Raw genomic sequence first — 14,057 nt, 5'->3', positions numbered from 1 at the left:
GGCTGCCGGAAGAGTACACTCATTTGCGCTAATGCAGGCGCCATGGAGTGGTCGGTCACGATCTCCTCTGCGCAGCACCATGCACCCGTTGAATCACATTCAGGAGAGTGAAATGCGTCTGCCTTGCGAATCCAGGTCGTCCTTCGTTGCGCGCTTAATTATTGTTTCCCTACTCGCGTTATTGACCCTTCCCTTGTCGTTTGGGCAGAAGGCGCCGAAGGCTCAGGACCTGCTGAAGCAGATGACACTCCAGGAGAAGATCGCGCAACTTTCCCAGTTGCCGGGCTTTCCGATGCCGGGCTTCGAGCAGACGCTCAACGAATCACCCGAGGCCATTGTCCGAAAATACGGGGCTGGATCGGTCCTATGGCTACCCGACGCCAAGGAAATCAACCGCTGGCAGCACATCGCGGTCGATGAATCGCGCCTGCATATTCCAATCCTGTTTGGACTGGACGTGATCCACGGTTATCACACGATCTTTCCGGCCCCGCTCGCGATGGCTTCGTCTTGGGATCCGAAAATGGTTGAGGCCGTGCAGACGATTGCTGCCCGGGATGCCCGCGCCGTTGGCATTCAGTGGACCTTCGCTCCCATGGTCGACATCGCGCGCGACGCCCGCTGGGGCCGCATGGTCGAAGGCGCAGGGGAGGATCCGTATCTTGGTGCAGCAATGGCGCGAGCGCAGGTTCTCGGTTTTCAGGGCACGCAACTCGGCGCGCTCGATCGGGTACTGACCTCCGTGAAGCACTTCGCCGGCTACGGGGCCGCGGATGGCGGGCGCGACTACGACTCGTCGTACATACCAGAAGAACTGATGTGGAACCTGTATCTGCCTCCGTTTAAGGCGGCCCTCGACGCAGGCGCGGGAACCGTGATGAGCGCCTACATGGATCTGAATGACGTGCCTGCGAGCGGAAACCGCTGGCTGCTCCATGACGTATTGCGCGAGGCATGGAACTTCAAAGGCTTCGTAGTCAGCGACGCGTTTGCCGTTCATAGCCTGATCACGCACGGCTATGCCCGCGATGGGCAGGATGCCACCTACAGGGCATTTTCTGCCGGCCTCAATATGGACATGGCCAGCGGAACCTATCTGAAATTTATGGCTGATGAAGTCCAGAAAAAGCGCATTTCGACGAAGGAGATCGACGATGCCGTTCTGCCCATTCTCGAGGCCAAGATCCGCCTGGGATTGTTCGAGCATCCCTACGTGGATGAGTCCCGCATCGATCAGGCCCTGAACACTCCCGACCACGCCCAACAGGCGCGCCTCGCCGTACAGCGGTCGGTGGTGCTGTTGCGCAACCAAGACAACCTTCTCCCGCTCGACAAGAGCGGCGCCCAGATCAAGTCGATTGCCGTCATCGGCCCGCTCGCCGATGCGGAAACTGATTTGCTCTCAATGTGGGGAGCGATAGCCAAGCCCGGCCCCACGGTCAGTCTTCTAAAAGGGATCTCTGACAAAGCCGGAAGCGCCATTCATGTGGAATTTGCGCATGGACCAAACCTTCACCGCGCGATTCCCTCGCCATTTGAAAACCTGCCGATGTCGGAGATGAAGGAACAGCCTGCACAGAAAGACGACGAGATTAAGAAGTCCATCGATGACGCAGTGGCGCTTGCCAGGCGAAGTGATCTGGCCGTGCTGGTGTTGGGCGAGATTGATCTGATGAGCGCCGAATCTGCGTCGCGGTCTTCGCTCAGACTCTCGGGCGGACAACAGGAACTACTGGAAGCGGTCTCCGCAACCGGCAAACCCGTGGTGCTCGTGCTCGTTAACGGACGGCCACTCGACATCTCCTGGGCCGCGGAGCACGTACCAGCAATTCTTGAGGCCTGGTATCCCGGAAGCCAAGGTGGAAACGGCATTGCCGACGTTCTCTTCGGAGACGCCAACCCTGCCGGACACCTACCCGTCAGCTGGCCGCGCAGCACCGGGCAGGTTCCTATTTACTACAATCACAATCGCACCCAGAATCCCGAAGATGATCCAGAATTCACTTCTCGCTATTGGGACATCCCAAGCACTCCGCTCTATCCATTCGGATATGGCCTCAGCTACACGACCTTCTCATACGACAATCTGAAGCTAAGCCAGTCCAGCGCTAAGGTTGGAAGCAAAATCGAAGTTTCGGTGGATGTGACGAACACCAGCAACCGCGCCGGAGATGCGGTCGCGCAACTCTACATTCACCAGCGTGCCGGGAGTGCATCACGTCCGGTTCGCCAATTAAAGGGCTTCCAGCGAGTGAACCTCGCGGCCGGCGCAAAACAGACGCTCCATTTCACACTCGGTCCCGACGAACTTCAGTTCTGGAGTCCCGTGTCAAAGAAATGGGTAGTTGAACCCGAACAGTTCGACGTGTGGGCAGGCGGAGATTCAACCGCCAAACTGCATGGCGAATTTCGTCTGACGGAATAGCATCGGACTGGGCGGTGACGAACCGGGTGACGTGACGACTACGCTCTATTTCGCGTCGCCCACGCCGCCGTACTTCGTCAGCCACTTCAGTTCTTCCCGCACCTTGATTTTGCCGTGCCAGGGATTCTTGCTGAGGCTATGGCCCTCGCCGGGGAAGATCAACAGGTCACTGGGGACATTGAGTTCGTGCAAGGCACGATCAAGCAGATAATTCTCCGACACTGCGACGCGGATATCGTCCGAGCCACCCACCATGTGCGTGGGCGTCCGGACTTTGTCGATCAGATAGATCGCGGCTTCGCTGCGGTAGCGGTCAGGGACTTCCCACGCGTGTCCCCCTAAGTACCAGACGTCGTCAAACCCGGTGTCGTCATTGCCCCAGTTTGCGACGTGTTCGACGGCTCCGGCGCCAGTCACCGCGGCTTTGAAACGCGTGGTCTGCGTGATCAGCCAGTTCGTCACGTACCCGCCGTAGCTGTAGCCGCCGACGGCCAGACGGTTTGCATCGGCGATGCCGTCTTTCACCAGCGCATCGACACCGGTCAATATATCGCGGCCTGGCTTCGAAACGATTTCCGGCGAAATATCCAACGCGAACTTATCGCCATAGCCGGTTGATCCGCGATAGTTGGGTTCAAATACCAGCCATCCTTGCGTCGCCGCCAGGCGATCCCATTGATACCAGTCGGCTTCAAAATGATTGCCGTCGGCATCCTGCGGTCCGCCATGAATTAACGTGAACATCGGCAGGTTCTTCGCTTCGAACTTGCCCGGCGGATACATCAACATGCCTTCGATCTGCGTACCATCGTCCGAGGTCCAACGATACGGCTTCGCTTTCGGCAGGTCGCGCTCGGTAAACAGTTTGTTGAACGCGGTAATGGGACGAGCCTGCGCCAGTTTGTCGGGACCATCCGCGACATACACTTCCGTCGGACGCTCAATTGCCGAGTACAAAAATGCAATGCGCTGCGATTGGCGCGCCGTAGCGGGATCGCCGTATGTGCCAGCCCATCCGTCGCGCTTCACAATCGCTGCTTTCGGATTTGCTTGCGATTGCAACTGCACTTCCGTTCCGATGCGGCATGCACAGAGGACGGATCCGTCGGGCATCGGCGTATATTGCACAACCTCGCCTTTGTAGTCGCCAAACCAGCGTTGGACCTCGCCGGACGCACTATCCACCCAATAAAGGCGCGGCTGAGGATCCTGATACTTTCCCTCGACGGCGCCCAGAGAGGAGTGGAAAAACAGATGCCTGCTGTCTGCCGCCCAATCCAGACTCGTCTCAACCGATTCGTTGTGCGTCAATCGACTGGGCGTCGTCTCCCCGTTGCCGCCCAGGTTGACCAGATAGATTTCGTAGTCTTCAACCTTTTCGTTTCGCTCCGAGACTGACGTTCCAAGAAATGCCAGCTTGCTTCCGTCCCGAGCGATCACGATCTGGCCGGTTCGCCATGGTGATCGTGCCACCACTACCGCTCCCGGCGTTGCGCCGGAGTCTTTGTCGCTGTCTTTCGTCTCTTTGACGCCGAGCGCGGCGTGGCGAGCCAGGGCTTCCTCGATACCAATGCGGAAGATCACATCACCGCGTTCGTCACCCCGATAGCGAACGACGTCCTTCCAATCCTTCTTGTGCGCGTCAGTCTGATCCTTCGTCCACGGTTCTCGGGTGGAGAAGTAAATGGCTTTCGAGTCCGGCGCCCAGGCAAACGCGTGCACTTCCTCTTCGCTGGACGTGACTGCAAATGATTCGCCGCCATTGGGCGAAATCAAATACAACTGCGAAATTTCTTTTTCTTTGTCGTCGCCCTCAGCGTCTTTCCCGCCACCGATCTTTCGCTCGGAGACAAACGCGATCCACTGGCCGTCGGGAGACCATTGCGGCGAGCTGTCATGACCGGACTGCGTCAACTGGATCAGCGTGCCTCCGTTGCCGTTGATGCGGTAGAGCCACAATTCGGATCGGTAGATCTGCTGGTCCCAGTCGGCTTTGTCGGTTTCGAAGGCAACCGCGTTGCCATCCGGAGATACTCTGACCGAATTAAAGCTGACCGAATTGAAGAATTCATCGAACGTGAGCTTTGGTTTTGCGTCCTGCCCGAACAGCAGGACTGACGCCAGGAGTGACCCGAGGACAAGAATTGATGTGCGCATAAAGTTGAGAGAAGAGAGGTATACACTGCGCGCAGCATGTGTGGCAAACGGGCACAAGTTCGTCCTTCGCGATTCGTCGTTCGTCGCTCGCATTTCGCGTGTCGGGTAGCAGGCATTGCGAACGGCGAAGGACGAATGACGCTTTGCACTATTGTCGGGCCGCCGCGTCCAGATCGTCTTTCAGCCCCAGATACTCCCAGCGCTGCAGCGCGATCGGCACGTTGCCATTGAGCCACACAAAGTCGTGAAACGCCTGCAAGTCGAACTTTTCACCCTGTTGCCGACGCGCCTCCGCTAGAAATCGCAGAATTTGCGTTTTCCCAATCTGATAGGAAATCGCTTGCCCGGGTGACGATGCGAAGAAAGCCGCTTCGGCATGTGCTGTGTGTGAATCCATCGGAACGGTCTTCTGCAAATACTCCGCGCCCTGCGCAATCGTGAATTCGCCGAGAGCCAGCTTCACGTCCACTTCAACGCGCAACGCCCGTAAACGGACCATGTTGTACACAATCTCGCGCGAACGTGGGCTGTTATCAAACAATCCCGCATCAAGCAGCATCTCCTCCGAATAGAATCCGATGCCCTCGTTCGCGCCGGAATCGTAGTAGTGGCGTCGAATAGGATCAGGATGCGCCCACGAAATCGCGAGCTGAAAATAGTGCCCCGGCACGCCCTCGTGAACAATCCCGATACGCGGATCTTTGGCATCCGCCAGGGAAAAATATCCGAGATCCTTGCTCGGCGGATTCATGTACCGAACGCAATTCTCTTTCAGGCGGCTCGGTCCAGTGAAATCATCGGCCTCGCCGGCGTCTTCCAACGGCTTCATGTACGCGGGCATCGCCTGGTAGGTGTAGTGCTGCAGCCATGCGGGGACCGACAAGATGTGCTTGTCTTGCAGATACTGCCGAATGGACTCTTCATCTTGCCTTTCGTGCGCAATTTCCGCTTCAATGGTCGGAATGAGCGGCATGTCCGCTGCGACCTGATTGCGATGCTCCTCATAGGTCTGGAACGACACGGACCGGGCCCACTCATTCTTGCCAATGTCGAGGAGTTGCTGCGGCGTATACGGAAGCAGGGCGACGTTCTTCAGGAAATAGACGTACTCTGCCGCGCCGACCGCTGTCTGTGTTGACATTGACGGCAGGTTTCCGCCGAGCCACTCGCGGAATTGTTCCAGCGCCTGCACGGCAGATTCGGCAGCCGCGTCGATCTGCTGCTGGGAATTCGCATCCAGCAGCGGCTTCAGTTCGCGGACCGAGGCGAGCACGCTAGGCCTTACATCGTTCAGCGCATTTACCGACAGTTCGGCAAAGGGCCGCACAGTCCCTGTCAGATTCTTGCGAGCATTATCGAGCGTGGCCGGCGTCGCCTTGAGGATGGCTACAATGCTAGCTCCGCGATCAGCACTGAACGGCGGTGGTTGCAGGATGTGATCGAAGTACGCGCCTACCGTTTGATCGACATAAAAACGAGGATTGCGCTGCCAACTGCGCAACACTTCCAATTCCCAATGCGCCCGGGCGATTGCAGAACCGATCAAGCGATAGTCCACCTGGCGCGGCACCGGCCAGTTAGAGGCGTCGATCTGTTTCCATCGGCTCTCAAATTCCGCGGCCTGCTTGCGATACAACGCAACCTTGGATGGAGACCAGTCCGGAACCCACGCCACCGGCCGTTCAAGACGTGGAATGTCGTCGGTGGAAACTGGCATCTCGACGGCGCGCCAAGCCCAGAAATCTCGGGCTAGATCGTCGAGCACGTCGGCATGCGCCACAGGTGCAAACGAGATGGCCAGTAACGCAATCCACAGCAGGCGAGGCGTTTTCATGTTCAGAGCTTTTCCTCTTTCGTTTTTCAGGGTTCCTTACGGCACCGGTTGCGCGCCACGCAGAGCGTCATCAATCGGCTGATTGCTATGCGTGGCTTCGGTTAGCACGCGCCAGCCGTCGTCGTAACTGCGAAAACCAACCGTCGACCGATAGCGCACTCCACTGTCGTAGAGCGCGCTGCCCACGTCGTTCATGGCTACCCAGTGCCAAAGGAATTCCACTTCTGCGACGTTGCCCGACTTGCTGATGCCGGTGATGTCCACAACTTCGCGCCGTGCCACCGTAATCGGCATCAGAGTACCGCCATGCGTCGATTCAGAAATCAGCGACTTGAACGCATCCACCCCGTGCGGCGACAAGATCACATCCCAGCAAGGTGGCGGATCGACATCAGCAGGGCATTTCTGCTGTGTCCCGATAATCCATCCATGGCGTTGCAGTACGAGCGAATCGGGGGAGTTGAATTCCTTGTTCGAAACTATGCCTGTCTTAAGCCAGAATACTTGCGGTGCCCGAAACGAGTCGGAAGCGGAGATCAAATCGTCGGCCAGTCGCCGCGTGAGAAAATCGCGCGGAGAACAGGCCACTAACAGGCTCAACACGATCGTTAGTAGAAATGCTCTAGAAATCCCCATGGGCGGCAAGCAGTGAACGTCGGCCGATTAAGGTCGAGTGAGGATTTTAACCAATTGCGTCCTCCGGCGTGGAAGAAAAGGACGGTCCGCAATCTGGCCATCAAACTGGGGAGACCAGCGACCGGGAATCGCCACGTGGCAAAATGGGCAATTCCCTTCCGGCGTCAGGTGATATTCCTCGATCAGGTATCCATCGCGCTGAATCAGCATTTCGCCGCAGCCGGGGCAACAGGTGTTTTCCAGATCCTCGACCTGCCCGGAAAGGTTGCCGGCATACACATATCGCAAACCAGCTTCATCCCCGATCGCCGCGGCGCGCAGCAGGTCTTCCGCGCGCGTATCGTCCGGCGATGTCATCTTGTAGTCCTTGTGAAATGCAGTCACATGCCACGGAATATCCGGCGAGACGCTGGTCACAAATTCCGCCAGTCGCCGTAGCTCGTCATCGCTGTCGTTGAAGCCAGGGATAAGCAGCGTCACAATCTCGAGCCAGATACCCATTTCGTAGAGCCGGCGAATCGTGTCGAGAATCGGTTGCAGGCGCCCGCCGAGCTGGCGATAGTGACGATCGTCAAAGCTCTTCAGGTCGACCTTGTAGAGATCAATCCACGGACCCAGGTATTCCAGCACCTGCGGCGTGCCATTCCCATTCGAAACGAATCCGGTCACCAGTCCGGCCTCGCGGGCCGCACGAAAAATTGCGGCCGCCCACTCGCTCGTAATGAGCGGTTCGTTGTAGGTGCTGACCAGCACCTTCGCGCCCTGTTCCAGGGCATCCTGCACGAGCATTTCAGGAGTCGCTGTGAGCGGCGGGGAAACCGCATTCGGATCTCGTAACGCCTGCGAGGTCACCCAATTCTGACAGTAGGAACAATGCAGATCGCATCCCAACATGCCGAAGCTGTAGGCGAGCGCTCCGGGATACGCATGAAAGAATGGCTTTTTCTCAATCGGATCACACTGTACTCCGCCCACATATCCCCACGGCACGTAGAGAGTGCCACCGCGATTAAAGCGAACTTTGCAGACGCCAGGGTGTCCCTCGGGGATCGGGCAACAATGTCCGCACGCGTAACAGCGCACGCGATTGCGATCAAGCTTCTCAACCAGGTGGGAATCGGCCTCTCGAACGCGCACATCGAGGAGGTCGCGGAGGGTGGCCACAACTTTATTCTAACCAATCAGCGATCGTCGACCTGTTCTACGTTCTACTTCGTTGCCGCTCTGGCCACGTGATGCTCATTAAGCCAGTTGTCGGCTTGACTCTGCGCTTCCGCAACTTGCGCTGGAGTCATCTGGAGAACCAACCCTTGCATTTGAGACAAGCTAATGTCATCCCCTTGCCTGGCAGCCAGAGCGGACCAGAAATACGCCTTCGACAGATTTCGGGGAACTCCTCGTCCGGCCCAGTAAGTAGAACCCATCGCTCTTTGCGAGCTCAGGTGCCCTTGCTCCGCCGCCCGTTCAATCCATTTCGCCGCCTGAGCGTGGTCTTGGGGGATGCCATCACCATTGCGGTAGCGCACGCCCAATTCATATTGCGCATCCTCTTCGCCCTGCTCGGCGAGCCTCTGCAGTTCGCCAAAAGGCATAGCGGGAGTAATTTGTCTGGAGGCCGCCTTGACCGGGCCGCCTCCGACCGCAATTTGCGTACCCGCGGCTGACATGCCGGGCCACCATTTCTCAATTTGGGCGCCGTACCTACGAGCCACAAAAACTCCCGAAACCAATGCCAACATGGCTAGTGTCAGAGCCACCAAGCCCAGCAGGTAGATTTGCGATCGTCGTACAGGCACTCCTCGCAGAGGCTCCTGCGCTTCCCTCTCCTGCTCCCAAACCGCGCCGCGGACAGTGCCGGTCGTTGGATAGGACTCGGGATAGGACTCGACGACAGCCGGCACAGCAACTTGTGCCACCGGACTCAGTGCGGGAAGAGCTGGCGAAGAAGACTTGGGAACAAGCTCGACCAACCTGTCCAATGCTGTCTCGTGGACATGAGTGAATGCATGGGGAAGAGGAGAGAAAACTTCCAACAGACCGACCACCTTGAAATCAGCCACGATCGGCGTCGCCAGGATCGAGCCAATTCCCATCTCCTGGCAGATCTCACGATCCACGCGCGAATCCGTCTCCACGTCCTCGCAAGCCACCATCCGGCCCGCGCGAATGCATTCACCTGTGATTCCCTGTTTTACGTCGACCGCAGTACCCAACGGCAGCGCAGGATCGCCGACGCTCGCGCGGCAGCTCATCTTGTCGTCTGTAAGAAATGCCAGCGCAGCGCCGGTGGCTCCAGTCAAACTCAAAGCGCGTTCTGCGATGAGATGGAGTGCTGCGTTAAAGTCATCGGCTTTCGCACGCACTTCGCGGCGCACCGCTTCCACCGCCGACAACATTCCGCTCAGGTCCGGAACTGCCACAGGTGACGCCGGCGGCGGGACCAGACCCGGTACGGGAAGCCGCTTCTCCGCGACCGCAGTACTGGGAGCGGTGCGAGCCTGATTCTTCATGCTCGCAACCAGCAGATTCACCAGCAGCCATTCTTTGAGAACTTTCTGCGATTGCTCGGTAAGCCCAGAAAATCGTATCCCCGCGCGACCGGTGGAATCATTCCACACAACTTGCCCATCGCCGTGGACATATGCTTTGGTTTCAGGAAGGTCGAGCGAAAGAGTAAGGGATCGGTTGACCTCTAACCGAGTATTCGTCTGCACTGCAAAACCATCTTCACTCAAATCCAGGAGTTCATTCAGGTCGAGCACCATGCCCGCGTTTGGACCGTTGAAACTTGCGTAGACCGGAGAATGGAGTTTGTGGCGAATGCGTCGCCTGCGTTCGCCGTACAGGCGACCAAGTGACGATTCCTGCAGTTTGATGAGGCTCAATTCCATGGGGCCCGATCCATGGTCGCGGACGCAACCATATTACCCCAATGGTCAATCGAAGGAAAAAGGTGCGAAAAATACGCTTAGAGGTTAGCTGCAAGATATTGCACTTCACCGGGGGCTGTCGTCAGAACCTCAGCTGTGGCAAAAACTCGGTCCAGAGCATCAGCCAGGGCAACCGGGAATGCGGACGTGATCAGGTTGACATCCAGTTGCAGACCTCTTTGGCTATAGACGCGATAAACAACCAGCGATCCGCGACGCCGGTTCGTGGTCGTGACCAGTTCCAAGGTCAGTTTCCAGGAAGGCATAGTTGAAATTGAAACAATGTGCGGGATCTTCGTCCAATGAAAGGGTTTATTCATCTCCACGAAGCTCCCCTGATCGCCCGACAGGGCCTTCAGTTGTAGCTCAAACGCGTCAAAATCGTTGCCCTCGAAAGCAGCCAGCAGAACGCTTCGGACTTGATCGTAGCTGGTCGCAACTTTCAGTTCTTCGACAGCCCGGCGGATCGCGAGATTGTTGATGACGATCTGACGTTGTTCGATCGTGCGTAGGGCCACTCGCCGGAGTTCTCCGAACTCCAAGTAATTCAAGTGCTGGACGCCGAGCCACACCCCAGTACCAACCACCGCCAGAACCAACCCCAACGTGCTTCCCGTAGGCCAGAGCAAAAACAGGCTCAACATCGCAAACAATGCCGACACGGCATACAGCACGATAACTACTTGCCGGTGCGAAAAACCCATCTCGAGCAGTTTGTGATGGATGTGTTCTCGATCGGCAGTGAAAATCGGCCGCCCACTAATCAGTCGCCGCAAAATCGAAAGGGCCGTTTCCAGAATCGGCAGGCCGAAGGAAACCACCGGAATTGCTACCGCAACCAGTGTGGGTGCTTTTTGCGCTCCGGCCAACGCCAGCGCGCTGAGAACAAAACCGATGAAGAGGCTGCCCGAGTCTCCCAGAAAAATCGTTGCTGGATTGAAATTGAAGCGCAGGAAACCAAGAATCGCTCCCGCCAACGCCACGCTCATCAGCGAACCCAGCCAGGACTCATTCACCAGAGCGACGATAAAAAACACTACGGTAGAGAACAGCGCCGAACCTGCCGCCAATCCGTCCAACCCGTCAATCAGATTGAACGCATTTGTGATCGCTACCACCCACAAGACCGTCAGTGGCAAACCCACGAACCAGGGCAAGCTGTGCGCGCCGAACAAAACCGGCAGATCGAGGATCCGCATCCCGCCGATAAACAACATCGTGGCCGCAATCACCTGAACGGAAAACTTCAGATACGGGCCGGCACCGTGCAAATCATCGTAGATCCCGAGACAGAAGATCAGGCAGGCAGGAACGTAGATCCGCAGAAGAGTTTCCGGAGCCAGACCCTTCAGTAGATTTGGATAGACAAGAGATAGGCCCAGCCACAGGATCAGACTTAAGGAAAACGCCAGGAAGATCGCTACGCCACCCAGACGCGGAAGCGCAGTCTGATGAACATGACGCCCGTCTTTTGGGACTGAGATCCACCCGCGACGATTGGCCACGTCGCGCACTTGGCGTGTCGCGGCGAAGGACACCACCAAGGAAACTACGAATATCCCTAAAAATAGCAAAGTCAAAATCCGGCAATCCTTCCGGCCAGAACTCTGTTAGGTTGCAAACCGGTCGTCTCGACGCAAAAACTTGCGCTGCTTCCTAAAATGGGAATATTTTCGATCTCAGCAGTATACAACTCAGGGTTAAGCGCGAGCAATGGATCACCCTGTGGAAAACTCTATCCCTCTGCAGCCTCCTGTCAACACATAGGGAACCGGTCTAGTCACTCTTTTGGCTGTGCTAGACTCGATGGCACACGCATCGATCTGAGGAGCCCCGTATGTTTCGGCAGACTCGCCGCTCTTATTCGCAACCGTTGTGCCTGCTGATTCTTAGTGTGCTGAGCGTGTCCGCGCTCGCCCAAACCCCGGCTCCCGATGCGGCCGCGCCGCTATCTACTGCAGCGTCAACCGCGGGCACGGCTCCCCAGACCGGTCTGCGCTCACCGTTCAGTCCCACCGCAAAACTGAGTGCGGGCGACTTGATTGAGCTGACGGTGTTTGGAGTTCCCGATCTCAGCACCAAGGCACGCATCGGTAGTGGCGGAGATGTGTATCTTCCCTTGGTCGACTACGTGCACATCGCCGACCTTACCGTGGACGAAGCCCAGGATCTGGTCCAGAAACGTCTCGAGGATGGTGGGTTTGTCCGCAATCCTCATGTCAGTATTTTTGTGAATGAATCGGCATCGCAAGCGGTCAACATGATGGGCGAAGTCGCGCACCCTGGAGCGTATCCCGTGATCGGCGATCGCCACCTTTTCGACCTGATCTCTGCGGCGGGTGGATTAACGGAAAAGGCTGGCCGAAACGTCACAATCATTCATCGTCAGAATCCCGATCAAAAAATGGAACTGCATCTTCCCTCGAACCTTGCCGAGGACACCGACAACAACGTGGCCATCAATGCAGGTGACACGATCGTCGTGTCCCGCGCAGGAATTGTGTATGTTGTAGGCGATGTGGCGCGGCCGAGCGGCTTCATGATCGAAGACAACTCGCTGACGGTTCTCAAGGCTCTCGCCCTGGCCGGCGGGGGCACACGCACTGCCTCTTTGAACGGATCCAAGATTCTGCGCCAGACTCCGGACGGAGTGAAAGAGATACCGGTACCGCTCCAGAAAGTACTGCGTGCAAAATCTCCGGATGTCGCGATGCTGAAAGGCGATGTGTTGTTCGTGCCGGGCAGCGCAGGCAAGGCGCTCGCCTATCGCAGCGCAGAAGCGGCCTTCTCCATGACGTCCGCTTTGGCCGTGATCGCGATTCGCTGATTTCCATCACTCAGCGCGGATCAGCTGTGCAGCCTGTCCAGGACAGTGATGTATGTCCGTGCGGTTTGCTCCCGCGAGAGCCGGCTGACGATATATTGGCGTCCTCTGATACCCATCTGCCTCCTCCCGTCTGGATCCGCCGCCAGAGACAGGATTGCCTGGACGAGTGCCTCGGCGTCGTCAGGCTCCACAAACACGCCCGCTTTCGCCTCTTCAACAACCTGACGAGCCTGACCATCCACCGCGACAAGCACCGGCTTCTCGCATGCCATGTACTCCAGTAGCTTGGTTGGGATCACCGTCTTGAATAGGTCCGTTTTCTTGAGCATGACCAGGCAAACATCAGAACCCGCAATGTACGCGGGGATATGCTCGCGCGGTTGCTGGTCTAGGAAGACAATATTCGTCAACTCACGGGCTCGTGCGAGTTCTACGATGTGCTCTTTCTCCGCACCTTCGCCGATCATCAGAAAGACCGCCTCCGGAAATCTGTCGCGGAGTTGTTCGGCAGCAGCAATCAGAGTCTCCAGACCGTGCGCCATACCCATCGTGCCGATGTAGCAAACTACGAATCGGCCTTCGGTGCCGGGAACAGTTCCCGGCGGACACGGACGGAAGAGTTCCGTTTCGACTCCGTTTTCAACAATTGAAATTTTCTCGGCGGGAACCCTCCAGTGCTGAATCAGGTGATCCTTGAAAGCAGGCGTCACGACCGCAATGTGACGACTTCGCCGGTAGAGAAATCCCGCAATCACTCCCAGCGAGCGATGGAGCACGGAGCCTTCGCCGCCGGCTCCGACCGCAGCCAGTGACTCTGGCCACAAATCACGGACTTCAAAAACAAACGGCACCCGCTTCCAGTAGGCAATCCACCATCCCGCGAGCGCGGCAAGCAATTGTGGCGAACTGCCGATGACAACGTCAGGCTTCTGCAGACTCAATCCACTGAGCGATGCCGACAGCCAGAACGATGCGTAGTTCCGTATCCGCTCATGCGCTTTCCGATTGGGTAAAGGCCACAGCCATGTGCGCACTACTTGGACTCCATCGACAACTTCTTTGTGGATGAGCCTTCGCAAACGCGCACGCCATTCGGCTGGAACCACTCCGGTCGGATGATTTGGAAAACCGGTAAGCACAGTCACTTCGTGCCCCATCCGCGCCCAATGGCGGGACAACTCCGACGCCCGCGCCGCAGGCGCTCCCATCTCCGGAGGAAAATATTGCGATACGTAGAGAATCTTCACG

The 14,057-nt window shown here is 57.4% G+C and carries 9 protein-coding genes; 2 read left to right on the top strand and 7 right to left on the bottom strand.

Features of this window, described 5'->3' with window-relative positions; all coding sequences use genetic code 11:
• Nucleotides 1-112 precede the first annotated feature (112 nt).
• Entirely contained in the window at nucleotides 113-2,425 is a 2,313-nt protein-coding gene (gene bglX / locus HY010_07180; protein ID MBI3475498.1) for a beta-glucosidase BglX, read from the top strand.
• A gap of 45 nt (nucleotides 2,426-2,470) precedes the next feature.
• On the opposite strand, the gene HY010_07175 is transcribed toward bglX, so the two are convergent.
• The 6 genes from HY010_07175 to HY010_07150 all read right to left on the bottom strand — a co-directional run bounded on the left by HY010_07175 (nucleotide 2,471) and on the right by HY010_07150 (nucleotide 11,562).
• Nucleotides 2,471-4,582 carry a S9 family peptidase gene (locus tag HY010_07175; GenBank protein ID MBI3475497.1) on the bottom strand — a complete coding sequence of 704 codons (2,112 nt, stop codon included), beginning with the start codon at nucleotides 4,580-4,582 and terminating at the stop codon, nucleotides 2,471-2,473.
• 148 nt (nucleotides 4,583-4,730) lie between these two features.
• Nucleotides 4,731-6,416: a DUF885 domain-containing protein gene (locus tag HY010_07170; GenBank protein ID MBI3475496.1), complete on the bottom strand. Its 1,686-nt coding sequence runs from the start codon at nucleotides 6,414-6,416 to the stop codon at nucleotides 4,731-4,733.
• 36 nt (nucleotides 6,417-6,452) lie between these two features.
• Entirely contained in the window at nucleotides 6,453-7,052 is a 600-nt protein-coding gene (locus tag HY010_07165) for a hypothetical protein (GenBank protein ID MBI3475495.1), read from the bottom strand.
• A gap of 27 nt (nucleotides 7,053-7,079) precedes the next feature.
• The gene (gene amrS, locus HY010_07160) at nucleotides 7,080-8,216 is read right to left on the bottom strand and encodes an AmmeMemoRadiSam system radical SAM enzyme (protein ID MBI3475494.1); all 1,137 of its coding nucleotides are present in this window, start codon (nucleotides 8,214-8,216) and stop codon (nucleotides 7,080-7,082) included.
• 44 nt (nucleotides 8,217-8,260) lie between these two features.
• The gene (locus HY010_07155; GenBank protein ID MBI3475493.1) at nucleotides 8,261-9,943 is read right to left on the bottom strand and encodes an SEL1-like repeat protein; all 1,683 of its coding nucleotides are present in this window, start codon (nucleotides 9,941-9,943) and stop codon (nucleotides 8,261-8,263) included.
• A gap of 77 nt (nucleotides 9,944-10,020) precedes the next feature.
• Nucleotides 10,021-11,562, bottom strand: a complete 1,542-nt coding sequence (locus HY010_07150) for an undecaprenyl/decaprenyl-phosphate alpha-N-acetylglucosaminyl 1-phosphate transferase (protein ID MBI3475492.1) — start codon at nucleotides 11,560-11,562, stop codon at nucleotides 10,021-10,023.
• A 257-nt stretch (nucleotides 11,563-11,819) separates the two neighbouring features.
• On the opposite strand from HY010_07150, the gene HY010_07145 reads away from it, so the two are divergent.
• On the top strand, nucleotides 11,820-12,809 hold the full coding sequence (locus HY010_07145) for an SLBB domain-containing protein (protein MBI3475491.1): 990 nt from the start codon (nucleotides 11,820-11,822) through the stop codon (nucleotides 12,807-12,809).
• 20 nt (nucleotides 12,810-12,829) lie between these two features.
• Here the strand turns inward: HY010_07145 and HY010_07140 are convergent, their stop codons facing one another.
• Complete coding sequence (locus HY010_07140; GenBank protein MBI3475490.1) at nucleotides 12,830-14,056, bottom strand: glycosyltransferase family 4 protein; 1,227 nt, start codon at nucleotides 14,054-14,056, stop codon at nucleotides 12,830-12,832.
• Nucleotide 14,057 lies beyond the last annotated feature (1 nt).

It is taken from the genome of Acidobacteriota bacterium (assembly GCA_016196065.1).
In the GTDB taxonomy this organism is placed as follows: Bacteria; Acidobacteriota; Terriglobia; order Terriglobales; family Acidobacteriaceae; genus Acidiflorens.
Note: the sequence above shows the minus strand (reverse complement) of the source record. Positions and strands in the feature narration are given on the sequence as shown.

What these genes read in the sequence shown, in the direction of transcription:
- bglX (MBI3475498.1), top strand. Translation starts at nt 113, where the DNA reads ATGCGTCTGCCTTGCGAATCCAGGTCGTCCTTCGTTGCGCGCTTAATT.
- HY010_07175 (MBI3475497.1), bottom strand. Translation starts at nt 4,582, where the DNA reads ATGCGCACATCAATTCTTGTCCTCGGGTCACTCCTGGCGTCAGTCCTG.
- HY010_07170 (MBI3475496.1), bottom strand. Translation starts at nt 6,416, where the DNA reads ATGAAAACGCCTCGCCTGCTGTGGATTGCGTTACTGGCCATCTCGTTT.
- HY010_07165 (MBI3475495.1), bottom strand. Translation starts at nt 7,052, where the DNA reads ATGGGGATTTCTAGAGCATTTCTACTAACGATCGTGTTGAGCCTGTTA.
- HY010_07155 (MBI3475493.1), bottom strand. Translation starts at nt 9,943, where the DNA reads ATGGAATTGAGCCTCATCAAACTGCAGGAATCGTCACTTGGTCGCCTG.
- HY010_07145 (MBI3475491.1), top strand. Translation starts at nt 11,820, where the DNA reads ATGTTTCGGCAGACTCGCCGCTCTTATTCGCAACCGTTGTGCCTGCTG.